The following is a 23782-nucleotide window of genomic DNA, read 5'->3' as shown; positions in this document are numbered from 1 at the left end:
TATCCCCTAACGCCCCTCGAAGCGGCCACGGAAACGCGATTCCAACGTGGAATCACCAGAGGAGCCACGGCTACCCGAGGTCCCTCGACGACTCTTTGCCGCCCCGGACTTAGACTTTCCAAAGCTCAGCCCCGAAGCAGAACTAGCCTTCTCCTGCTTACCGGCGCCGGTCAGAGCCCAAACGCCGGAACCGAACATAAGGCCAAAGCCGGCAACCGATAACACAATGAACCAATTGCTCACAGAGAAAAGAGCGACGCCGCCAATCAACATCAGCAGACCGAGGAGCATGAGCGCAAAAACCTGGATGGAAAACCCACGAGGTGCGCTGTTTTCCTCCGGAAAGCTGAACGCATTTCCGGCCATCGTCGAACTAAATTTAGGATCCTCAGCGTAGAGTGCAGACTCGATTTCGTCGAGCATCCGCTGTTCGTGCTCAGATAGTCCCACAATTCCTCCATCGCCTACTTGAGCATTGCCCACCGCGATACTGGCGAGCCTTGACCCCTCAACTAACAATGCCGATACAACAAAGTTAATTACAGGCCACGTGCTGCTAACGCGGCGTCCGTTAGCTTCATTCTTACCCCTTCAACGGGCGACTCACCTCTATTGTTCCATGAATCCGAACAATCCCCCATTTATTTAGGAAAGCAACGCTCTAACACGCCCCCACCGGCTTACGCAGCCGCGGGCAGAACACCCAGCTCAGCCCGGACAGCCCCCAAGAATGCACAACTTAAATCCCACAACTCCTGCGCCCGCCGAGAGTCAATGCGACGCGAAATACCCAACCGGACTTCCTCACGCAGCGCGGTGAACTGCTCAAACTTGGTGACCCAGCTATCAAATTCGGGCTGCTCTTTCTTTAAACGCAACCAGGCACTCTGTGTTGCCGAACGACGACGCTTAACTACCGAGCCCGAACGAGCGCCCGAGCCAGAACCCCCAGCCACCGACACATCGTCGCGATTCAACAGCGCGCCTGCGCAACGCAGCGCCGCACAGTAGGAAAGCTCCAACATCTCATCAGAGCTGGCATTCCGAGCATTCGCTAGCAGAGCCTCTGCCCGCCCCAGCAGCTCCAGCGATTGCCTTGAGACACCGACCGGGGCGACCGAACCCGACTGCGAAATCGCCCTAAACTCCACCACGTTCGACCTTGCCACCACCCTGCTTCTCCTTTCACACAGCATTCACATGAGCACGGATTTTCCGCTTCTCCTTAGCGGGATTGACTGCAATCTATCCCCAAGCCCGGACTACGCCATGCGCACTTTCGCACACCTGTTCGACTCGATGTTATTGCAGTAATCTCACAACTAAGTTCGTCCAAGTCGCTAATCTGGTCACTGTGAAATACAGCGTGGTTCCGATGACAGCAGGAGACTTCAATCTCCGCCTGCAAGAAGCAGTGGCTCTCTACATCACCGCGATGCAGTACAACCCCGCAATCTTGCCCGGTCGTCTCCACGAATGGCAGAAGCAAACCACTCAACCCGGCTTCATGGCTGCTGCAGCCATAGCTCACCCCAAAGAGCTCTCCCCTGCCCAGGCTCTCCGCGACCCGCGCTGCAGGTTGGTTGGCATCGGCTACTGCCGTACAGGATTGGACACGCACTGGTGGTATCGCCAGGTAAGAGATGGACTGCTCATGGACGGGCGCTCGCTACCGGACGTCGTCAAGCTCTTGGGCAACTACGCCGAACTGTCTGAGATTCACATACACCCCAGCTTTCAGGGGCGGGGACTCGGTAAACGACTGCTCCGCGAGTTGGTCGATTCCCGCCCAGAGACGCGAGTTCTGTTGTCAACCCCGGAATACCCGAATGAGGCCAATAGGGCATGGCAGCTCTACCGCCAATTTGGTTTCAAGGATGTTTTAAGGAACTTTTATTTCACAGGGGACTCCCGTCCCTTCGCAGTTCTAGGAGTAGATCTTCCCCGTGACATCATCACCGAGTGAACCTTCCACACCACGTCGACGGCTTTCGCCTCTGCGCATTGCCACAGCAATGGCCGGAATTGCCGCCATCTTGCCGCTCAGCGGCTGCTTTGACGCACAGGCTGGCATTACCATTTCCGGCGACGACAGGGTCTCGGGCACAATTCACGTAACACCCACGGAGGAAGTCCGTTCCCAATTTGAGCAGTGGCAAGTACCGGAAGATCTCTCCGACCGCGTCTCGCAGGGAGTAATCGACTCCTCCACAGGAAAGATGGAAGTCTCGTTCAACGAGCTGCACTTCATTGAACTCACCGATACGCTCCGACAGCTTTCCGACGATCGCGTAGACATCGACCTAGACCGTACCGGTGGCGGCAAGATTTCGATGAACGGCCACATGGATTTGACTCACCTGCCCGGCGCGAAGGTTGATTTCGTCGTCGCGTTCCCGGAGCAGGTTACTGACTCCAATGGCCGCCAGACCGAACCGAACAAGGTGGAATGGCAGCTCGCCAGTGGCGAGAACCATAATGTATGGGCTTCGTCGCCGGCTGGATCCACCAAGCGGAATCAATTCCTATTATTTGCCGGTGTGACCACAGCCGCCGGTGTCCTAGCCTCAGTGCTAGGTGTCCTGTGGGCGCGAAGAGTTCGCGACATGCAGGACTTTTAGCAATTAAAAACCGCCGCGCAGCATATCCTGGCCGGTGCCCCATTCGGGCGCCATGCCGAGGTTGTGCAAAACTTCCTGGGAGGCGCGAGCGAAGTTCATAGTCATAAAGTGCAGCCCCGGCACGCCTTCGGCGATGAGCCGCTCTGCCATGTTGGTCGAAAACTCGATACCAATCTTGCGAATCTCATCTTTATTGGCCTGCTCGTCACCATCTGCTGCCTTAATCAGGCGTTCCTCCAAATCGGATGACAACTGTGCCCCGGAGAGCTCAACCTGCCTGCGCACTGAGCGCAGCGATGTAATCGGCATCAGCCCCGGAATGATGGGCTTGGCACCGTGCACTGGGTCGGCTTCCACCAGGCGGTCTCGAAGGCGTAAGTAGTGCTCAATATCGAAGAACATCTGCGTAATCGAGTATTCGGCTCCCGCGCGCAGCTTGGCCAGCGTGTACTGCGTATCATGGTCCAAATCCGGCGAGCGGTAGTGTCCTTCCGGAAACGACGCAATGCCGATTTCAAACTTCTCGAACTCCGGCTCGGCCTTAATCAGCTCAATCAGCTCGCTGGCGTAGTGCAGACCGCCCTCGGTCTCCACCCAAGGACCAAGCGGGTCTCCCGGTGGGTCACCACGCAGAACAAGCAGATTCGTCAGCCCCGCGCTGAGATAAGAGCGCAGGATTTCCCGCAGCTCGTCGACAGTGTGCTCTACCAATGTCAGGTGCACAAGCGTTGTAAGCGGCTGCCTCGAAACGCGCTGGGCGATTCGCAGGGTGCGGTCGCGGCTAGAACCACCGGCGCCGTAGGTCACGGATGCAAAGGAGGCACCAAGATCATGGAAAGCCTCAGCTGCTCGAAGAAGACGTTCCTCGGCGGCGTCGTCACGCGGGGGCATGAACTCGACCGAGAAGGGAATACTGCCCGCGCTCGGCATTGAAAGCGCCTGGCGGATCGTCACTTGGCGGCCTGGCGACGGTGGCATTGTTGAGGACATAGTCACTCATACTAAGCGGTGTCCTATTCTTGAGTCAGCATTACCCGTCATCGACGAGAGGCTCACATGAGCGAAGAACTGGATTTGGCCGCGCTGCAGCCCCGCGAAGTACCAGCTGCTGTTACCAAAACGCTGGAGAACTACCTCAAAAGCCGTGGCGACGATGTCGCGTCGGTCGATGCGGTGTACACCGAGGCCATAGATTCGCTCCATTCCTTCGTCCTCAATGGGGGCAAGCGCGTGCGTCCAGCCTTCGCCTGGCAGGGGTGGTTGGGAGCAGGCGGCCTCGAAGGCCGTTTCTCCCCAGCCGAGGATTCCCAGGCTGTGATGAACGCGGTGAGCGCCCTGGAACTCATTCAAGCCTGTGCACTCATTCATGACGACATCATCGATGACGCTGATACGCGCCGTGGCGCACCGACTATCCACAAGGTATTCGAGGCCAAGCACGAGGCCAATAGCTGGAATGGAGCCGCCGACCGCTTCGGTATTTCGGCCGCAATCCTCATTGGCGATGTTGCTCTGACCTGGGCTGATGACATGATGCACTCTTCAGGCCTCAGCTCGGAGGCGCTAACCCGCGCACTTGTCCCCTGGCGGGCGATGCGCACTGAAGTACTTGGCGGCCAACTGCTCGATATCACGGCCGAAGCCAGCCGGGACAGTCGCGTCGAGACCGCTGAGAAAATCAATCTGTTCAAGACCGCCGCCTACACCATCGAGCGGCCGCTCCACATTGGTGCTGCGATTGCCGGCGCCCCAGCGGAATTGGTTGAGGCCTACCGCAGCTTCGGCCGCGATATCGGTGTGGCATTCCAGCTCCGCGACGATCAGCTGGGTGTTTTCGGCGATCCCGAAGTCACGGGCAAGCCTGCCGGCGATGACCTCCGCGAGGGCAAGCGAACCGTACTGGTCGGCCAGGCTTTAAGCCTCTACCTCGATTCCGCACCTGAAAAGGCCCGCTTTATCGATGAACGCCTGGGAGCGGTCTCGTCTGCTGCAGATATTGATGAGCTACGAAATCTCATCGCTGATTCCGGCGCTGCCGATGCCGTCGAACGTGAAATTGACCGCCTGACCAGCCGCGCTTTCTCCACTATCGAGAATGCCGACCTGCCTGCAACGTCGCGCGAGAACCTCATTGCTATGGGCGTTCGCGCCACCGCTCGTCAGCATTAGACCAGGTGTTGCGTAGTCATGCCCGCTGCTTCCCCCACTCGTGCCCCCATTAATTCCCCGCGTCTGCGACGTGCGGTCACTCGTCCTCATAAGGGCTCCAAACCACGACTGACCATCATCGGCGCAGGCCTGTCCGGACTTACCGCCGCGCTCTACGCCATCGCCGATGGCTACGATGTCACCGTTGTCGAGCGGGGAAGTTTCGTCGGCGGACGCTGCGCCAGTGAACCCATCACAGTCGATATCGACGAGCAATCGCTCACCGCAGTCTTCGACACTGGCGCAACTGTATGGACCATGCCCTCGCTTGTCGACGATGCCCTCGCCGCCGTCGGCCTCTACGCGCGCGATATCGACCCGGGTTTTTCGGCCTCCCCAATCACGCCCACCTACCGTGCGGAATTTGCCACCCGCGGCGGACTCGACGTGTTTTCCAACGAAGACATGATGGCCGATGAACTCGCGCGCTTCGGTGCCTCTGACTCCACCGTCGCCGGTTACCGCAAACTTCGCACGTGGCTGCAAACTCTCTTCAATGCCTGCTTCGACAACTTCATGTCCCGCAGCTTTGACCGCGTTACGGACCTATTCACCGGGCCCGGCGCGCTTCGCGACCTCACTACGCTCCTCCGACTCGGTGCCTTCGGCGCCCTCGAACCTAAGATTCGTGCCTTCCTCGGAGATAATGATCTCGCTCGCGTTTTCAGCTTCCAGGCGCTTTACGCAGGTGTGCCTCCCGCTAAGGCCCGTGCGGTCTACGGCTGCATTTCCCACATGGATACCTCGATGGGGGTTTACTATCCGCACTCCCCCGCATTTGGTTCGGGTATAGGCGCCGTCAGCGAGTTGCTCGCCGAGGCCGTCCGTCGAGCTGGCGGAACCATCGACTTCGGCGTTGATGTCACTGGGCTGAAAGTTGACGAAGCAGGCTTTGTCTCCGCCATCACCACGGCAACTGGCGAGCGTCCCACCGATGCCGTCATCGCTACGACCGATTTACCTGTGGTGCAGAGCTGGCTTCACGACGCGGCTACCTCTGCCGCCGGTAGCTCATCGAAGCGGCGAGGCCTTCGGAGCGTCGTAAAGCGGACGGGAGCGCGACGGTTGTTCCCAGTTCGATTTTCTCCATCGGCGGTGGTGGCGCACGGGCTGATTCCGGTTTCGGAGACTGCGACGTGGCCGAAGCGGCATCACCTGATTTCGTTTGGCGAAAAGTGGAACGAAACCTTTGAGGAGATCTCGTCACCGCGCCATGGAAAGCTAATGTCGGACCCATCATTGCTGGTCACCCGGCCTGCGGTGAGCGCGCCGGAGCGTATTGTCACAGATGCGAACGGCGTGCAGTGGGAGCCCGTCAGTGTGCTCGCGCCGTGCCCCAACTTGCAGTCGGCCAATCTGATCTGGTCACGAATCGGTGGGGACTACGTTGCGAAAATAACCGCTGAGCTGGAGCGGCGCGGACTGACCGGGATTTCTACGAAGTGGCGAGTCGGTCGGATCGATACCCCTCAGCAGTGGCAAGAACGCGACATGGGCGTTGGCTCGCCGTTTGGGCTGGCGCATCTGTTCCGACAGACGGGGCCGTTCCGTCCCCGCAACTTCTCTCCGAAGATGCCAAAGAATCTGACGCTGGCGGGATCGACGACGGTGCCGGGGGTTGGCGTGCCGACGGTCATGATTTCGGGACGACTTGCGGCACAGCGGTTTGAAACGCCTTAGCTCATGAATGTCTCCCGGATGTCTGCCGGTGGTCACTGACCAACTAGGATTAATGCATCAGCAATGTATCGATTGTTTAGGTTGACATGAATTTATCGCGGAGTGCTCAGCTGGGTGTCTACGGTGGCATCCTCATTGCTCTGGGCTCCTACGGTTCCGGTGCGAATCGCTACCGTGGCGGCCTTGTCCACGCTCTGGGACTCGACTGGATCACCTACGGTCACGGTCAGATTTTCTGTGAGATTGTGATTTGGGTAGGTATCGCCCTGCTGCTTATCTCGTGGCTGCGCATCGGGCGGGAACTGCTGTTCTCGAAGGGGACCATCCGGGACATTGTGGCCGGTTCTGCCCATGATGGCGACGCAGCAGACGCTGCGGTTCCAGCGAACGCTGGCGGCGATGAGTCCACGTTGCGTCGGTTCAATTCAATCCTGATGGCCTGGGCAATTCCCCTCGCGCTGGCCGCACCGCTGTTCTCTCGCGATGTCTATTCGTATCTCATGCAGGGCGCGATGGTCCGCGATGGGTTTGATCCCTACACTGAGGGAGCTGCAGCCAATCCAGGGCCGATGCTGCTGGAGGTATCCGCAGATTGGCGGAATACCACCACCCCGTATGGCCCGCTGCATCTGGGAATTGGCGAGGTCATCACGCGGATTGTCGGCGACAACATCACCGTCGGCGTGATTCTCTACCGCATTGTGTGTCTGCTGGGCTTCGCCGCCATTGTCTGGTCGATCCCGCGAATCGCCCGGGAGCTTGGAGCAAATCCGGCTTTCGCACAGTGGCTCGGTGTGCTCAATCCACTGGTGCTACTGCATCTGATTGCGGGTATGCACAACGAGGCACTGATGGTCGGATTGGTCAGCCTGGCACTAGTCGCCGCACTGCACATGGAGCACATGCGGGGTGGCCTGGTCGCTGCTGTCCTCATCGGAATCGGCGTCGCGCTGAAAGCCACCGCTGTCCTGGCGCTGCCCTTCGTCGTGTGGATTGTGTTGACCAGGCGCCAGCCCATCGCCACGGTTCAAGAGATGCTGCGCAAGATTCCGGCGATTGCCGGTGTGGGCATCGTGTTGGTCGCAGTCTGCGTCGGCACGCTTGCAGTGGTGACCTGGCTGACCGGCTCGAGCTGGGGCTGGATCTCCGAGATCAGCGGCAATACCAAGGTGATTAACCCCCTGGCAGCACCGTCAGCGGTCGCTGGTGTGATCTCGGGCGTCATGGCGTGGTTCAACGACGACATCGGTTTCAATGTCATCGTCAGCCACACACGCGTGGTCTCCTCTATCATCATGCTGGTGGGACTCGTGATCTCCTGGTTCTACTTCCGAGCCACCCCTCGTAACAATGTCGCTGGCATGATTGCCGCTTACGTGGTGGCCTGCGTATTTAATGCCGTGGCACTTCCCTGGTACTACGCCAGCTTATTGACTCCCATGGGAACGATTCGCCCGCCACGATGGGTGGTTCAAGGCACCGTGTTGTTCACATTCATCCTGTCGCTGTCCTTCGCCGGCGGCGGCAATCACCGCTTCTACGACGTGCCCTGGATGGTTATCATTACCGTTCTCGGCTGGCTGGCCGTCGGCTGGCTGACCACTGGAAAATTCAGCTGGAAGTACCCGTGGCGCGACGATAAAACCGCCGCAGACACGGATTCCACGGTGGCGCCCCTGTCGCGGTCGACCGAGGTCGCATAGTTGTCCATGCCCACCCCACAGCCCCTCTCGACCATCGCGCTGCCACAGTCCTACGAGCTCTGCCGCGATATTATGGCCTCCCACGGTCGCACGTATTCCCTGGCCACGCGACTATTGGCACCCCGCCAACAGCGTGCGGTGTGGTCTCTCTACGCCTGGGCACGCATCGTCGATGACTACGTCGACTGCCCCGCCGACGCCGACCGCTCCCCCACGCACATCGAAGCCACGGTCACACGTTTAAGCGAGCTTTTCCACTCAGCTGTCGTCATCGGTTCGCTTGACGACGTCCACCGCGACCGCGACCGTGCCGTCATCTCGGCGGCCGCACAGACTTTTCGCGACTACGACATCGATCCACAGCTCTCTGCGGACTTTGTTCACTCCATGTTGATGGACGTGCCCGACACATCGTGCCACATTGCGCATTTTGAAACATGGGAGCAACTCGACTCGTATATGTGGGGCTCCGCAGCAGTCATCGGCCTTGAGATGATGCCCATCCTAGGCACCCGCACAGGGGTCTCCCGGGAGGAAGCCACTCCCTACGCAGAGCTCCTGGGAAAAGCCTTTCAGGTGACGAATTTCCTCCGCGACATCGCCGAGGATTTTCGCCGTGGCCGTATTTACCTACCACTGAATGAGTGGGAGGCCTTCGGAGTGGGTACCGAGGAGATCGGCTACTGTGCCGCCACGGGACAGACGACCCCGGCGGTACGTCAGGCATTGGCCTTCTTCATCGCTCGCAACCGCGCACTCTATGCCGAAGCCAGCAGCGGCGTGGACATGTTAGAGGTGCCAGGGCGTCAGGCTATCCGTGCCGCGGAGATTCTCTACTCAGACATTCTCGGCGAAATTGAGCGCATGAACTACAACGTCTTTGCGCAACGCGCTCAAGTGGGACGCGCTCGAAAAGCAAAAATCGCCCTCCCGCTGCTTTTCACAGCAGTGGCCGGGCGATTACGACAGGAGCTATCGCGGGCGTAGGACGGCGGGCGTAGGACGCCGTCCGGGTCTTTACAACGCCATAGCCTGTGCGCGGCGCATTACTTCGCGTGCAAGGTGACCGTGCAGGGCGTCCACCGGACGTCCAGGCAGAGATTCATCTTCGGTGAATAGCCACTCCAGCGTTTCTTCTCGCGTGTAGCCGCCGTCGGCAAGCAATGCGAGTGCGCCAGGTACAAAACGCGCGACCTCATCATCTTCAAAGAAGCGGGCGGGAATTTGTGCAATGCCGTCGCGGTGGACTGCAATAAGGCGACCCTCCTGCAGCAACGCGTGAATTCGGGTGACGGTGACGCCAATGAGGTCAGCGGCATCGGGCAGCGCAAGAGTGGGTTCGTCGGCGCTCAGGACATCGTGGCAAGTTGGAATCTTTCTCACACTGGTCACTTTAGCGCGTTGGCCTTGCAGTAGGTACGTCCCCATATACTTATTAGAAGCAACTGATTGGAACAGGGAAGGCTGGTTTATGTCGCAGCTTGTCGAGGGGCAGATTCTCGATGGTCGCTACCGCATCGGAGCCACCATCGCACACGGTGGCATGAGCACCGTGTACTGCGCCACCGATTTGCGGCTCGATCGCAGGGTGGCCGCAAAGGTCATGGATCCGCGTTTTGTCGACGACGAGTCTTTCCGCATCCGCTTCGAACGTGAGGCCCGCGCGGTCGCGCACCTCAATGACGAGTCGCTCGTCAACGTCTACGACCAGGGCACGGACCCGGCGGGGCATGTTTTCCTCATTATGGAATTCGTCGACGGTGGGACCCTCCGCGAGCTGCTCCGTCAGCGCGGTCCGATGCCTCCACATGCAGCTGCCGTCGTAATGCGCTCGGTTTTGCGCGCCCTATCGGTGGCGCATTCCCGCGGCATGGTGCACCGAGATATCAAGCCGGAAAATGTGCTGATTGCCTCGGACGGGCGAGTGAAGCTGGCGGACTTCGGTCTAGTGCGCGCGGCCGCTGATGCCAAGGTGACCTCTAACTCGGTCATCGTCGGCACCGTCGCTTATCTGGCTCCGGAGCAGGTCACGGGTGAATCCATCTCCCCTGCCTCCGATGTGTATGCGGCGGGTATTTTGCTCTTTGAGCTGCTTACCGGCACCACGCCATTCATCGCCGATTCTTCGCTCGGCGTTGCCATGAAGCGATTGAACGAAGATGTCCCGCCACCCTCGGAGCTCATCGACGGCGTTCCCGAGGAGTTCGACGAGTTGGTCGCCCGCGCTTGTTCCCGCAGGCCGGAGGATCGGTTTGAGACGGCCGAGGAATTCGGTGACGCACTCGAAGACATTGCGGACAAACTCGCGCTGCCACCATTCCGCGTGCCATCGCCCGTCAATTCAGCAGCCGCCAACGCTGCCGCCATGGAGGGGCTCACAGAGGACTTCCACCGACCGGGCAACGACCATTTCGATGACAGACACGGCACCGCAGAGACGGCACCCGAGCGCTTCGGTCACGACGGCTATGGCTTCTCGACGGACGCACCCGGTAGCCCCGTTTCTTCCCGACCACCGGGACCACCAAACGTTTTCGATGATTTCGACGACCCGGATGCGGGGCGGACACGCACTTTCGATCGCTATGACGAGTACAACCCCACTGGCTGGGAATCCCCGGAGCCGTCTGGTGGAGCTCTCGTACCAGCCGACGTTCCAGGCGCTCCGGAATATCCGCTGCCGCCGGACACTCAGGGGCCACAGCACCCACAGCATCCGCAGCCGCGATCTGCTCAGACTCAGACGCCTAAGAGCCGTCGAGCTACCCGACAGCGGACGCGCCGTGGATGTGCATTGTGGCTGATTATCGCCCTGGTTGCCACGTTGGGCATGGGGCTTGGCGCGTGGTGGCTGGGCTCTGGCCGTTATGGCGAAGTGCCCTCTATCACTGGGCTGTCGCAACCACAGGCGATGACCGCAATCAGTGAGGCGGGCTTTGAACCGGTGGTTGATGAGCGCTACGACAACGATGTCGCAGTGTCCCAGATTATTGGCTCGGACCCCCTGGCTGGAGCGCGGGTTGTCCGCGGTGATGATGTTCGCGTACTGGTCAGTCTCGGCCGCCCGACTGTGCCCGCATATCCCGCGAACCACTCAAAGGAAGTGTTCAGTGCTGCCCTAGCTAAGCGGACGTTGAAAGAAGAGGTCGGAGACCCCGTCTTTTCCGATGATGTCTCCACCGGCGGCTTGGTATATGCGGTTCCTGCTCCAGGACAGACCGTCGAAGTTGGCTCAGTTGTGACTGTGCATTACTCCAAGGGGCCAGCACCGGTGAAGGTGCCAAAAATCGTGGGGCTTCAAGAGGATGAAGCTCGTGAGCTGTTGAGCAAGGCCGGGCTGGAAGTCCGGGAGGTATCGGCGGAGTTCTCCTCCTCTGCTGAGCCGGAAGAGGTTCTTTCCGTGTCTCCTGAGGAAGGCACTGGCCTCGAACGCGGTAGTTCTGTGACGTTGACCATTAACAACGGCATCGAAGTGCCCAATGTCGTGGGCAAGTCGGAGGATACTGCTCGCCAAATTCTGCAGCGCGAGGGCATTGAGGTAAGCGAAGTAAAGGACGCGTCCTCCTCCTCGCGCGACTACGGCCGTGTCGACGCAGTCTCACCGAGTGCAGGTCGTTTGGTTAACCCCAATGATGCGACTGTCACGCTGACGGTGTCCAGAGCAGTGAAGGTTCCGCAGCTGCTGGGTAAAACTGTTGCGCAGGCACGTCGTGAAGCGGAGAAACAGCATCTTCAGCTCGACATCGACGTCTCTGCGAACGAGGAGGATCGCATCGTATTGCAGTCACCCCGACCGGGCGCCAAGGCCACGGCGGGCGACCGCATTTCGGTCAGCACTCTGTAAAAAGTGCAGCGCTCCACTGAACGCGGCGCTGCACCAGCTGGGCTAGTTGTACCTAGCTGAGCTGGTTGCAACTAGTTGCGCAGCATCTCGGCAACCAGGAAGGCCAGCTCCAGCGACTGCTGAGTGTTCAAACGCGGGTCACAGGCGGATGCGTAACGGCCTGGCAGGTCGACATCGGAAATGTCCTGCGCGCCACCGAGGCACTCAGTGACATCTTCGCCGGTCAGCTCCACGTGGATACCGCCCGGGTGTGAACCGATCGAGCGGTGCACCTCGAAGAAGCCCTGAACCTCGTCGACGATGCGGTCGAAGTGGCGGGTCTTGTACCCATTGGAGGCCGAGTAAGTGTTGCCATGCATCGGGTCGCACTGCCAAATGACCTTGTGACCAGAAGCTTCCACAGCCTCAACGATGGGAGGCAGCACGGAGCGAACCTTGTCATTGCCCAGACGCGAAGTCAGGGTCAGGCGACCAGGCTGGAAGAACGGGTCGAGCTTGTCGGCGTAAGTGACAGCCTCCTCCGGCGTGGTGGTCGGGCCAATCTTCACACCGACGGGGTTGCCAATCATGGCAGCCAGGTTGATGTGGAAATCCTCAATGCCACGGGTGCGCTCACCAATCCACAGCTGATGCGCGGAGAGGTTGAACAGCTCCTGGCTGCCATCGTTTTCAGAAAGGCGCAGCATAGCGCGCTCGTAGTCAACAACCAGCGCCTCATGCGAGCAGTAAATCTGCGCGGTCTGCAGGTTCGAGTCCGCAACACCACAGGCAGCCATGAACTGCAGTGCGTGATCAATCTCGCGTGCCAGGTCCTCGTAGCGGGCGCCAGCCGGCGAGTTGCTGACGAACTCACGGTTCCACTCGTGCAGACGGTGCAGGTCAGCGGTGCCCGAACCTGTCAGTGCACGTACCAGGTTCATCGCCGCAGAGGCATTGGCGTAAGCACGCACCATTCGAGCTGGGTCGTGAACTCGAGCTTCTTCGGTCGGCTCAACGCCGTTGACCATGTCACCGCGGTAGCTAAGCAAACCGTCGCCGTCGATATCCTTCGAGCGCGGCTTGGCGTACTGACCAGCGATACGAGCCATCTTTACGACCGGGGTGGATGCGCCGTAGGTCAGCACAACGGCCATCTGCAGCAAGGTCTTCACATTGGCGCGAATGTGCGGCTCAGTATTGGACTCAAAGGTCTCCGCACAATCACCGCCCTGCAACAGGAAGGCCTTACCATTAGCGACGTCGGCAAGCTCCTGACGAAGCTTACGAACCTCAGGCGCGACCACAATTGGCGGCACCGATTCGAGAATGCGACGCACATTTGCAGCGGCGCGGGCATCCCAGCTTGGCTGCTGTAGGGCTTGGCGGGATACGACATCAGCAAAACGCTCAGCCATGTCGCCGGGAAGCGGTGGCAGATCGGGCAGGTCATCTACAGGGAGATCAATAGTCCAACTCACAGAAGTTCATTGTAATGCCCCTGCCAGAAGGGTGTTAGTCAGGTCACCAAATATTCGAACTCCGCCGCTTAATCAAGCGGCAACTTCTGGGCAATCTTTTGAAACTTCAGCAGATTGTGCTGGGCATCTGCCAGCGCGTCGTGCTTACCTGCAGTCTGTTTTGGCAACCGTGGCTTGCCCGCCATCTCCCAGTACTGCTTGAGTTCACGGGTATAGCGCGGCATAAACTGCGGCAGCTTGGTCATATCACCCCAAAGCTGCACCAACGCAATGTGGTCGTAGGCGCCTACCCAGGCCCACAGTTCTGGGCTGCCTGTACCGGGTTCGGTGAAAAATGCCAGCAGTTCCTCGCGGATTGTGTCCCGGTTCTTCCACAGCGGAGATGAGGGGTTGGGCAGCTGATTGAGCACATTGGTCCGAACCCACGGCCCGGCTTTGCTCTCATTGAACTCGGTAGACACCGCGTAGTACTCGCGGCCATCCTCAGCTACGACACCGATGGAGACAAGATCAATAGTCTTGCCGTCTTCAATAAACTCGGTGTCATAAAAATAACGCACGGTGTGGAATCCTCTCCAGCCTCGGCCTCGCGTCGGCTACCTCGCGACCAAAAGACCGTGGAGCCCTACCGAGCAAATCTTACCCATGCACCGAATCGCCATAGGAAGTGTGCAGCCCCACTGTCGCGAAAACTATCTGCGCCTAATTATTCTAGCGAGCGCGTCGGAACCAGCGACGAGGGGTCGGCTTCGGCCCCGGAGCCGGAGTGGTCAGCTCTCCACCCGGCTCGGTTCCCGCTGGATAGCCGGTGCCGGCCTCCAAGGACTTCTTCACATCAGTCGCATAAGCATCGACATATTCCTGACCAGAAAGCTTCTGAATTTCCTTGATCAGGTCATCCGTCAGTGCCCTGGCCGCTTCATACTCATCGCTGTACTTGGCTTTGTACTCCGACGGATCAATCGGATCGCCGATAATCGTGCCGACCTTCACCGGACGAGGAATCCACGAACCAATCGGGTTGGCCTTCTCCGTATCAATCATCGCCATTGGGAACACCGGCACACCGGCCTCCAGCGCGACACGTGCCGCACCGGTTTTACCGCGGTACAGTCGACCATCCGGACTACGGGTGCCTTCCAAGGAAATGCCCAGCAGGTCACCGCGTGACAGCACCTTCAAGCCGGCGTTCAGCGCATCGCGAGCTGCATCACCAGAGGTACGGTCAATCGGCACCTGCCCCACCGAGGAGAAGAAGAACTTCTGGATACCGCCGACAAAGCCCGGCGTGGTGAAGTACTCCGCCTTCGCCAGGAACGTCAGCTGACGACGGCAGACCAGTGGGAAGAAAAAGTGATCCATCACAGCAAGGTGGTTCGACGCCATCAGCGCTGGACCTTCCTGAGGAATCTTCTCACCACCGATGTAGTACGGGCGATTATAGATCCGCAGCCAAGGGCCAATGAGGATGTACTTAAAGAACTTGTACCAGCGATTATTCACAGTTTAAAACTATACAGGTTCAGGTGGTCCGACGATCCATCTCCGCAGCCATTCCCCCACCTTTTCGCGGGCGAATTCCCCTACATTCCCCAATTGACGCTTTACGACGATGCCGCACCCTCGGCAGCCACAACGCTGCGCGCAATATCCGCCGCACCGATCAACCCAGCATCCGCACCTAGTTCAGCGACCCGCACATCCGCTACCGGACGATAGCCAGTACCGGTGAGATTGCGGGCAAACTCGGCCTTGGCCTTGTCCAGGTATAGATCAGACGCCGAGGCAACACCGCCACCGATAACAATCAATTCCGGATCAAAGACATCGCCCACCATCGACAGGCCACGCCCCAGCCAGGTAGCAAAGTCATCAATCGCAGCTAGAGCCAATTCATCCCCCTGGCGAGCAGCCGAGACGACATCGGTACCAGTTACCGAGCCGGCCACGAGTCCGTCGGTAAGCCGCGAGAAGTAGCGACCGGATTCAGAGAGTTCCTGAGCGGTGGTAACCAACGCCGTACCCGAGCAGTAACGCTCCAAGCAACCACGCTTTCCGCAGGAGCAGGGACGACCATCCGGCACAACGGTGAGGTGGCCGAATTCCGGCGCCGTGCCGTACGCGCCACGGTAAATCTCACCACCCTGCATCATCGCGCCGCCGATTCCCGTACCCAGCGCAAACAGCACCCAATTATCCGCACCGCGAGCCGCACCAAAGCGATACTCACCCCAGGCGGCCGAGTTGGCATCGTGCTCAAGCTGCAGCGGACATGGGAGAAGCAAGGATAAACGCTTGACGACGTTCGCATCGCGCCACGGCAGATGCGGGGCAAAACGAACCGTCTGGCGGTCAGAATCCAAAAAACCAGCTACAGCTAAACCGATGGCGCTGACATCTGGAAAGCGTTCAACCAAGCGCTCGGATGTCTGGACAATGCCACGTTCAATGGCATCCACACTGCCATCAGAACTGGTCTGAACTCGATACAACACCTGCCCATCAGCGCTGACCACTGCAGCGCGCAGGTTTGTTCCACCAATATCAAAACCGATAGCCGGGCGATCAGCGGCGTCGGACTCGTCTGAGTTCGGATGAATCGGAATATCGGTGGACATAACAGTTGATTATAAAGGGATTGCGCAGGTTCGGAGAATTCGGCGAGCCCGAGCAGCCATGACCTCCCAGGTCCACGACTGCACAACATGCTCCCGACCACAGGCTCCCATCGCCGCCGCGCGCTCCGGATTATCCAAAATCTCAACCAGCCCGGTGGCGACGCTGCGCTTCGAGGCCCCGTCGACAACGATGCCAGTTTCGCCATCGATAACTGTCTCCGGGGCGCCACCAGACTTGCCAGCTATGACAGGGACACCGCAGGCCTGTGCTTCCAAGTAGACAATGCCGAGGCCTTCTACATCGAGGCCACGTCCGCGGGTTCGGGCGGGCATGGCAAAAATGCTGGCCGCATTGTAATAGGCGGGGAGGTCATCATAAGAGACCTTGCCGGCAAAAATGACCTGCTCGGAGACCCCGAGCTTTACTGCCAGCTTTTTCAATTCTCGGTTCAACGGACCAACACCCACGATCAGCAACCTGGCATCCGGGTGCTGCTCAAGAACCTTAGGCATGCTGCGAATCAGCATATCTTGGCCTTTTCGGCGCACTAGCCGAGAAATACAGACGATAAGCGGCTGAGACTCACCGATTCCGTGGTGCTGCCGGATCTTCTGTCCCGCCTCGGGGTCCGGAGAAAATCGCTCGATATCGACACCGGAAGGCAGGCGTTCAAATGCTGTTTGCGGACCAAAGGCTGCCGCAAATCGACCACGGGTGTAGCGGGAAATATAGGTCACAACATCGGAGCTCTTACCAATGCGCCTCAGCATCTGGCGGGCCAATGGCAGCATCGACCAGCCCACTTCATGTCCGTGAGTGGTAGCAACGATGCGGGTGGCACCTGCGCGACGGCATGCGTCGGCAAGCAAACCAAGTGGCGCGGCGGCACCAAACCATACGGTGTCAATGCGTTCGGTGCGAATAATCTGAGCGGCGCGACGAGCTACGTGCGGCAGTGGCAGCAGCACGGAATCACGCATGCGATAAACACGGTACGGTAGCGACTCGTCGTAGGCGCGGAGCTTTTCTTCGGGGGCTCGCGAGGACGCGAGGACTACGAGGTTCTCCGGATCCAAACGAGCACAGAAATCACGCAGGTAGGACTCGATTCCACCATCGCGAGGCGGGAAGTCATTCGTAATGAGCAGTACGCGCGCAGACATGGAGCCGAGTTTATCTACCTTGACTAAAAGGACGCGAGGTCACCTGCCGCTAGTTAGAAGCGGACAGCGCCTTGGTACGGGCCCCCCTGGTCGATGGAAACGACCTGGACTGGAATACCGTAGTCGGAAGCATGGACAATCTGACCATTGCCGATGTACATGCCCACGTGCGTGATTCCCGGGTAGTAACCGATGATGTCGCCCGGCTGCAGCTGGTCGCGGCTCACCGGAGTACCACCGGCGAGCTGTGCCTGCGAGGTCCGCGGGATGGACTTACCAATCTGCTGGTACGCCCAGTACATCAGGCCGGAGCAGTCGAATGCGGAGGGACCAGCAGCTCCCCACGAGTACGGGGAACCCAGCTTCGACATCGCGGCATCAACTGCGGCGGAAGATCCGAGCAGTTTGTCCAACCCTTCGGTAATTGGGTTGTTCTTGGAAATCCAGATTTCCCGCTGTTCGGGGCTCAGCGATTCAACCATGGACTTGACATGCTCGGCGCGCTCATCAAATTCGGCGCTGCGCTTGTCCAAATCATCGCGGCGCTTGGCCAGGTCATCGAGCTGCTTGCGGATATCGCCCTGCAGACGCAGCGCATTGGCCTTACCATCCTCAGCATCCTTGCGGGCTTGCACCGCACGGCTGACGACTTCATCGTTGTCGCGGAACATCTTGTTGATGTAACCGGCACGGTCGATAGCGTCCTGAGCACTGGCAGATCCCAGGGCGGCCGACAATGGGTCGACGATTTCACCACGCATCCGCTTCTTCGCGAAGTAAGAAATCTCACCAGAGAGCGCCTTGAGGTCATCCTGTGCTCGGAGAACCTGATCCTCAGAGTGCTTCAGCTCCCCCTCGGCGTGCCGGAGTTCCTCTTCCTTGGCCTGAACCTGGGAATCCAGCTCGGTAACTTCCTCAGAAACCGCTTCGGTATCCCGAGAAATCCTCTCCAGCTCTGCAATAATGCCGTCTGCAGTAGCCAGATCCGGGGCTGGCTGTTCATCCTGTGCAGACGCAATCGGCGCCAAACCTACGGCGCCAAAGGTTAGCCCAGTCACGACCGTAAGCCCGACTACACCGCGACGAGAGTTGTGGCGACGACGAGAGACACGGTGACGCGACAAATCCAAACCCTTTTCAAGTTGTGTATTCAAATTTCTTCCCCGAAAAACAAAACATCAAACCACTTGACGCATTCGAGCAAATTGTAGCAGCCTTGCCGCGGAACAACACACCGACAAACCGCCAGCACAAAGGGGTATCCAAAGGGAGTAACCAGGATAGCCCTTCGACTCCACGCATTGCGTAACCGCAGTAGAAAAACAAAAATGAGGCGAGCACCCCTATAGTGCTTTACGACGCGCATAGCGTCAGCACCCGGGCGCTCGCCTCAGTGCCCCCTCACTCAAAAGAGAGCCAAGGCTCTGCGGGGCATCAAGGCCCCGCAGGTTGTCATCCGTTCAAACAGATTAGAAGCGGACGAAGTTGTGAACCGGCATGTAGTTCATCGGAGCTTCCTTGACGACATCGCCGGACTGCGGAGCGTGAATCACGTTGCCGTTGCCGGAGAAGATGCCGACGTGGGTAGCGCCAGAGTAGAAGGAAACGATGTCACCCAGTGCCGGGCTGGAGACCGCGGTACCCTGGGAAGCCTGCGCCTGGGAGGTACGTGGGATCGACTTACCGACCTGCTGGTATGCCCAGGAGGTCAGACCGGAGCAGTCGAAAGAGTTCGGACCGGTAGCGCCCCACACGTACGGGGAACCGATCTTGGAACGTGCAGCGGAGACGATAGCCGAACCAGTGGACGGTGCTGCAACGTTTGCAACGCTGCCGGAGGTAACCTCACCTGCGATGTCGTTGAACTTGCCAACAACATCCTGCATACCTGCAACCTGCGGGGTATCGAAGCCGTTCAGTGCGCCCTGGATGTCGTTCAGCGGGTTAGCGTTAGCGGTCGGAACTGCGAGAGCGGTAACGCCGGCGACAGTTGCGCCAAATGCGACTGCGTTGCGTGCAAAGTTAGAACGGCGGTGGTGCTTGCCCATTGTTTTGAAACTCCAAAATCTTCCTGTTTAGCCGACCGGGTTAGCTGACGGGTTCGGAAGAATGGAAGACTTCCTACCCTCCGGGATTTCCCTTTGGGATTCACCCCATGGTTCGAGGTGGGTCCCCGGCTCGAATCTCCTGAGGCTCTCACTACTTAGACCCTCAGGACCTTCGATAAGGCTCTGTGTTTTCTTATCAATGACCGGCACCAACTCAGTGGCCCCGTTTCAATGTCTCGATAAGGTTACGAAATGGCATCAAGTTTTGTCTAGCCGTTTGTCCAGAAAACCGCTCGAGGCCCGGTTGTTACCATCGATAGAACTAAACCGTTACCAAGCTGTTACAACTAGACACTCCCCCTATAGCGGAATAGTAACAGTTTGATAAACACGTCACTACCTGGCATTTTGAAGTCCGCCGAGAACTTTACACTTAACGCCTTAAAGTCGACACATTTTTATCGCGGGCTCAAAACGTGTTTTATGTCACACTCCAGCTTGCAACAGCTCAATTTGCTCAAGTTTCACAGTTTTAACACCACTAGGAGCGCTCAGCATAGGATTATTGACGTGGATTCAGGACAACAGCACTTCCCTCTCGAAGGCACCGTCGATGATTCTCTTTTCAACACCACCTTTGTCGTCGTAGACCTGGAAACGACCGGATTGAAGGCCAAAAACGACCACATCATTGAAATTGGGGCCATCAAAACCCGTGGCGGTAAGACAATTGGCACCTTTTCCAGCTTCATCGACCCCGGTATGGAGATCCCCGACCACATCACATCTCTGACCGGCATCACTACCGCCGATGTTGAAACCGCCCCACAGCTCGGCACAGTTATTACTCAGTTCCTCGAATTTGCCCGGGGAAGCGTCTGGGTTGCGCATAATGCCAAGTTCGATATTGGATTCCTCCGCCAGGCTTGCACAGATTTGGGCCTAGATTGGCCGAGCCCCAGTGTCGTAGACACCCTCACGTTGGCGCGTCGCGTCCTCGACCGCTCACAAGTTGACAGTTTCAAGCTCTCACAGCTCGCACGGTACGTCGGTTCTCCGAATCGCCCCACCCACCGGGCGCTTGACGACGCAATCGCAACCGTCGACGTCCTTCACTACCTCATGGAGAGACTAGCTGGCGATGAAGTACAAACAGCGTCCGAGCTAGTGCACTACTCGCCCACCGTCGCTCCAGAGGTTCGTGCTAAACGGCACCTTGCCGATGGAGCTCCGCACACCCCTGGTGTCTATGTTTTCCGGTCAAGAAATGACGACCCCTTATATATAGGTACAGCTCTCGATTTGCGACGTAGACTTCTGCAGTATTTCAACGGCACTGATTCTCGTCGCAAGATTACGGAAATGGTCTCTCTAGCCGAACGCGTCGAGATCATCGAGTGCCCGCACGGCTTCGCTGCAGAAATCCGCGAGGCCCGTCTAATCTCTGCACTCCGTCCGCCCTACAACCGACAACGCACCGAACCAACCCGCGGCTGGTACATCGTCCCCACTAGCCCCGGTCGGCCTGCCAAGATTAGCCGGACAGTCACCGACGCCCGCGGCCTAGGTCCTTTCCGCACGCGCGACACCGCTACCGCCATCCGCGACAGGTTCTCTGCGCTTAACGACGACTTTGCGATAACAACCACCCAGATCTCTACCACCGGTTCCAACGAGATCGCAGACATGATTGCAGAGATATCAGCACTTGCCGAAGCACACCGCTTCCAACGCGCGGCAGTGCAGCGTGACCGCACTGCGGAGTTCATTATCAGCTTGGACAAGCAGCAGCGCCTGAGCATGCTTGCCGCCATCCCATCTCTGCAAGCCGCTTTCCCCGATGGCAATGGAGGCTGGCACCTAGCGGAAATTCGCTATGGCAGGTTGGCCGGCGCCAGCACTGCACCACGTGGCGCGGATATGAACTACATCATCGACCTCATGGAGAGTTCAGCCCAAACAGTCACTCCAGATGACTCCTTATATAAAGGAGCATCAATTGATGAACTCAGTATTATCTGGAAATGGCTGCAGCGCCCGGAGGTACGAATAAAGCCCACCGGAGGCGAGTTTTCCTACCCTAGGCTGGGCGCAGGAAAATACCTTCAGTGGGCAATTGACGCGCAGCAAGCACGTCGTGAAGCGCGACGCGAACCTTAACCCTTCATCGCCGCGGTAAGGATGTCCAAGCACAGCCCCGACTGGAGCGTTTCCTTGACCTCTTCAATGGAGTCGGCCATAGCTTCCTTTAGTGGACGGCCACTCAGACCACGCGAAATGGCGATTGCGGCGGCGGAGTTAAGGATGACTGCATCGCGAATCGGACCTTCGAGCTCGCCAGCCCAAATGCGACGTGCAACATCAGCGTTGTAAGCAGGGTCACCGCCACGCAGCGCGTCAATTTCGGAGTACTCCATGCCATAGTCATGTGGATCGATGACATCTTCGGCAACTCCACCGTTTTCCACAATAAAGACCTTGGTGGGGCCAGTAACGGTAATCTCGTCGAGACCATCGCTTCCGCGAACCACCAGCGCGCGCTGACCACGGCGAGCGAAGGTGTCCGCCATCGTCTCCATCTGATCTTCGAAGGCACAGCCAATCAAGCTCGCCTGCGGGCGTGCTGGATTCGTCAGCGGCCCCAACAGGTTGAAGACTGTCGGAACCGCTAGCTCCTTACGCACCGGTCCAGCGAAGCGCATGGCCGGATGAAAGCGAGCGGCAAAGAGGAAGCGCACGTAGAAATCCGGATGTTCCGGAGAAGTAACGAGACCGTTCTCAATGTCGATGCCAAAGGCCTCCAGCATGTCAGCTCCGCCCGACTTCGAGGAAGCCGCGCGGTTACCGTGCTTGAGCACCGGCACACCACTGGCCGCGATAACAATCATGGACATCGTGGAGATGTTGACGGTATTTGCGCCATCACCACCGGTGCCGACGATATCGACTGCACCGCGCTCAATAACACCGGCGAGCTGTGGATCATGAACTGGGCGGGCAAATGAAAGCATGCCCTCAGCCGCAGCATCGAGCTCGGCAGCCGTAATCCCCTTGGCGAGGAGACCGAAAGCAAACGTTGCGGTCTGCACGTCTCCGGAAGCACCGGACATGATTTGATCCATGGCGAATCGAATGCCCTCACCGGAAACTTCGCGGCCAGCGCCAATCGTGGAGAGAACATGGCGCCAGTTTTCGACCGCCCTCTTATCGCCGATCTCGCTCATCGCCACTCCCTTCCACTAGATAGTCAAGTCTGTATTCGTACTTTATTAATACAACTGCACCTAGGTACTGCTGGCTATCCCGCCCACCAGGCGCACCACATCACAGGGCTGTTGAAAAAAATCCCACCGTGATGTACGTAATAAGACAAGATACCTCCCCCATATATCCAGCGCATCACCAGGTCCACCTTTTGCGTTCACCGAAAATCTCACCCCCATTGGGGCAACTGGAAAAATACGATATTAAACAGAGCCGAACCTGCGATAAACTAACCGACAACTGATGTCGCAGTATCGCTAACCCAGGTTCACCGGAGGTGAACCTGGCAGTCCAGGGGATGGACACCGCGCAACTCAGCACAACCAAACCCTCGAATTCGCCCGCGTCGGATAAAGACACCGGAAAGTTCCCATCAGGGGGAAAAATTAGTGAAATTCTCAGAAACCTTTCCTCGCGACCTGGGATTTTAGGAATTTTTATACAAAAACGGGGGTTGCAACGTGACTACTCCTTAAGAACAGTACATACTGTTAGTTGTGACGAGCGCAGTTGAAAATCAAGGTATGACAGCACCACGTCGTGCTGCGACACTGAACCGACCGAATATGGTCAGTGTCGGCACGATTGTGTTCCTGTCTCAGGAATTAATGTTCTTCGCCGGTCTGTTCGCGATGTACTTCGTGTCACGCGCGAACGGCCAGGGCGATTCGTGGGATTGGGGTACCGGCCACCTCAATGTCCCGTACGCACTATTGATCACCGTGATCCTAGTGTCGTCTTCGTTCACTGCCCAGTGGGGCGTGTTCGCGGCCGAGCGTGGCGACGTTTTCGCACTCCGTAAGTGGTACGCACTGTCTACCGCCCTGGGTGCAATCTTCCTCGTCGGCCAGGCTTACGAGTACTTCACACTGGTTAGCCACGGTCTGACCATTCAGAACTCCATTTACGGTTCGGTCTTCTTCATCACCACCGGATTCCACGCAGCCCACGTCCTCGCGGGTGTGCTGGCTTTCGTTGTGGTGCTTATCCGTACCTCCAAGGCGAAGTTCACCCCGGCACAGGCCACTGCTGCCATCGTGGTCTCGTACTACTGGCACTTCGTCGACGTCGTGTGGATTGGCCTGTTTATCACCATCTACTTCATCCAGTAGGCCGTATTGGCCGTCCTTTGTTTAGTACGGCCTACAGCCCATCCACTTTCCACGAACAGTATT

21 protein-coding genes and 1 riboswitch are annotated in these 23782 nt (G+C 58.4%); of the genes, 9 read left to right on the top strand and 12 right to left on the bottom strand.

Annotated elements, in window-relative coordinates:
• Nucleotides 1-6 precede the first annotated feature (6 nt).
• Both CRD13_RS10165 and CRD13_RS10160 read right to left on the bottom strand, forming a co-directional pair.
• Nucleotides 7-450: a DUF3040 domain-containing protein gene (locus CRD13_RS10165; RefSeq protein ID WP_016423008.1), complete on the bottom strand. Its 444-nt coding sequence runs from the start codon at nucleotides 448-450 to the stop codon at nucleotides 7-9.
• A 230-nt stretch (nucleotides 451-680) separates the two neighbouring features.
• The gene (locus tag CRD13_RS10160; protein ID WP_048731236.1) at nucleotides 681-1169 is read right to left on the bottom strand and encodes an SAV_6107 family HEPN domain-containing protein; all 489 of its coding nucleotides are present in this window, start codon (nucleotides 1167-1169) and stop codon (nucleotides 681-683) included.
• Nucleotides 1170-1375: 206 nt separating this feature from the next.
• On the opposite strand from CRD13_RS10160, the gene CRD13_RS10155 reads away from it, so the two are divergent.
• Both CRD13_RS10155 and CRD13_RS10150 read left to right on the top strand, forming a co-directional pair.
• The gene (locus tag CRD13_RS10155) at nucleotides 1376-1966 is read left to right on the top strand and encodes a GNAT family N-acetyltransferase (protein ID WP_048731193.1); all 591 of its coding nucleotides are present in this window, start codon (nucleotides 1376-1378) and stop codon (nucleotides 1964-1966) included.
• Nucleotides 1947-2621 carry a DUF3153 domain-containing protein gene (locus CRD13_RS10150; protein WP_016423011.1) on the top strand — a complete coding sequence of 225 codons (675 nt, stop codon included), beginning with the start codon at nucleotides 1947-1949 and terminating at the stop codon, nucleotides 2619-2621. Before CRD13_RS10155 ends, CRD13_RS10150 begins: the two co-directional genes overlap by 20 nt.
• A gap of 3 nt (nucleotides 2622-2624) precedes the next feature.
• Here CRD13_RS10150 and metF read toward each other — a convergent pair whose 3' ends face one another.
• Entirely contained in the window at nucleotides 2625-3611 is a 987-nt protein-coding gene (metF, locus tag CRD13_RS10145; RefSeq protein WP_048731195.1) for a methylenetetrahydrofolate reductase [NAD(P)H], read from the bottom strand.
• A 66-nt stretch (nucleotides 3612-3677) separates the two neighbouring features.
• On the opposite strand from metF, the gene CRD13_RS10140 reads away from it, so the two are divergent.
• The 4 genes from CRD13_RS10140 (at nucleotide 3678) to CRD13_RS10125 (ending at nucleotide 9199) form a co-directional block, all read left to right on the top strand.
• Nucleotides 3678-4790: a polyprenyl synthetase family protein gene (locus tag CRD13_RS10140; RefSeq protein WP_048731197.1), complete on the top strand. Its 1113-nt coding sequence runs from the start codon at nucleotides 3678-3680 to the stop codon at nucleotides 4788-4790.
• An 18-nt stretch (nucleotides 4791-4808) separates the two neighbouring features.
• The gene (gene crtI, locus CRD13_RS10135; RefSeq protein WP_048731199.1) at nucleotides 4809-6509 is read left to right on the top strand and encodes a phytoene desaturase family protein; all 1701 of its coding nucleotides are present in this window, start codon (nucleotides 4809-4811) and stop codon (nucleotides 6507-6509) included.
• A gap of 86 nt (nucleotides 6510-6595) precedes the next feature.
• Entirely contained in the window at nucleotides 6596-8212 is a 1617-nt protein-coding gene (locus CRD13_RS10130; protein ID WP_049170255.1) for an alpha-(1->6)-mannopyranosyltransferase A, read from the top strand.
• Between the two features lie 6 nt (nucleotides 8213-8218).
• Nucleotides 8219-9199, top strand: coding sequence for a phytoene/squalene synthase family protein (locus CRD13_RS10125; protein WP_049170403.1), 981 nt, complete (start codon nucleotides 8219-8221; stop codon nucleotides 9197-9199).
• 30 nt (nucleotides 9200-9229) lie between these two features.
• Here the strand turns inward: CRD13_RS10125 and CRD13_RS10120 are convergent, their stop codons facing one another.
• A complete protein-coding gene (locus CRD13_RS10120; protein WP_005510311.1) occupies nucleotides 9230-9604 on the bottom strand; it encodes an Rv2175c family DNA-binding protein in 375 nt (124 codons plus the stop codon).
• A gap of 79 nt (nucleotides 9605-9683) precedes the next feature.
• On the opposite strand from CRD13_RS10120, the gene CRD13_RS10115 reads away from it, so the two are divergent.
• Complete coding sequence (locus tag CRD13_RS10115) at nucleotides 9684-12056, top strand: PASTA domain-containing protein (RefSeq protein WP_070429539.1); 2373 nt, start codon at nucleotides 9684-9686, stop codon at nucleotides 12054-12056.
• A 71-nt stretch (nucleotides 12057-12127) separates the two neighbouring features.
• Here CRD13_RS10115 and CRD13_RS10110 read toward each other — a convergent pair whose 3' ends face one another.
• The 7 genes from CRD13_RS10110 to CRD13_RS10080 all read right to left on the bottom strand — a co-directional run bounded on the left by CRD13_RS10110 (nucleotide 12128) and on the right by CRD13_RS10080 (nucleotide 19343).
• Nucleotides 12128-13513, bottom strand: a complete 1386-nt coding sequence (locus tag CRD13_RS10110; RefSeq protein WP_070429538.1) for a class II 3-deoxy-7-phosphoheptulonate synthase — start codon at nucleotides 13511-13513, stop codon at nucleotides 12128-12130.
• Nucleotides 13514-13581: 68 nt separating this feature from the next.
• Nucleotides 13582-14073: a polyadenylate-specific 3'-exoribonuclease AS gene (locus CRD13_RS10105; protein WP_048731205.1), complete on the bottom strand. Its 492-nt coding sequence runs from the start codon at nucleotides 14071-14073 to the stop codon at nucleotides 13582-13584.
• Between the two features lie 151 nt (nucleotides 14074-14224).
• Nucleotides 14225-15016, bottom strand: a complete 792-nt coding sequence (locus tag CRD13_RS10100; RefSeq protein WP_049170252.1) for a 1-acyl-sn-glycerol-3-phosphate acyltransferase — start codon at nucleotides 15014-15016, stop codon at nucleotides 14225-14227.
• Nucleotides 15017-15117: 101 nt separating this feature from the next.
• Nucleotides 15118-16131, bottom strand: coding sequence for an ROK family glucokinase (locus tag CRD13_RS10095; protein WP_147719380.1), 1014 nt, complete (start codon nucleotides 16129-16131; stop codon nucleotides 15118-15120).
• Nucleotides 16132-16140: 9 nt separating this feature from the next.
• Complete coding sequence (locus CRD13_RS10090) at nucleotides 16141-17295, bottom strand: glycosyltransferase family 4 protein (protein ID WP_049190492.1); 1155 nt, start codon at nucleotides 17293-17295, stop codon at nucleotides 16141-16143.
• A gap of 53 nt (nucleotides 17296-17348) precedes the next feature.
• A complete protein-coding gene (locus tag CRD13_RS10085) occupies nucleotides 17349-18419 on the bottom strand; it encodes an NlpC/P60 family protein (protein ID WP_370549796.1) in 1071 nt (356 codons plus the stop codon).
• Between the two features lie 345 nt (nucleotides 18420-18764).
• On the bottom strand, nucleotides 18765-19343 hold the full coding sequence (locus CRD13_RS10080; protein ID WP_048731217.1) for a C40 family peptidase: 579 nt from the start codon (nucleotides 19341-19343) through the stop codon (nucleotides 18765-18767).
• Between the two features lie 14 nt (nucleotides 19344-19357).
• Nucleotides 19358-19500: riboswitch (cyclic di-AMP (ydaO/yuaA leader) on the bottom strand.
• 413 nt (nucleotides 19501-19913) lie between these two features.
• On the opposite strand from CRD13_RS10080, the gene CRD13_RS10075 reads away from it, so the two are divergent.
• Entirely contained in the window at nucleotides 19914-21503 is a 1590-nt protein-coding gene (locus tag CRD13_RS10075; protein ID WP_187401572.1) for a DEDD exonuclease domain-containing protein, read from the top strand.
• Here the strand turns inward: CRD13_RS10075 and trpD are convergent.
• Complete coding sequence (gene trpD / locus CRD13_RS10070; protein WP_049192934.1) at nucleotides 21500-22567, bottom strand: anthranilate phosphoribosyltransferase; 1068 nt, start codon at nucleotides 22565-22567, stop codon at nucleotides 21500-21502. The genes CRD13_RS10075 and trpD overlap by 4 nt on opposite strands.
• A gap of 537 nt (nucleotides 22568-23104) precedes the next feature.
• On the opposite strand from trpD, the gene CRD13_RS10065 reads away from it, so the two are divergent.
• A complete protein-coding gene (locus tag CRD13_RS10065) occupies nucleotides 23105-23719 on the top strand; it encodes a heme-copper oxidase subunit III (RefSeq protein ID WP_088611596.1) in 615 nt (204 codons plus the stop codon).
• Nucleotides 23720-23782: the final 63 nt, after the last annotated feature.

The organism is Corynebacterium sp. LK26, assembly GCF_014335085.1.
GTDB classification, from domain to species: domain Bacteria; phylum Actinomycetota; class Actinomycetes; order Mycobacteriales; family Mycobacteriaceae; genus Corynebacterium; species Corynebacterium jeikeium_D.
Note: the sequence above shows the minus strand (reverse complement) of the source record. Positions and strands in the feature narration are given on the sequence as shown.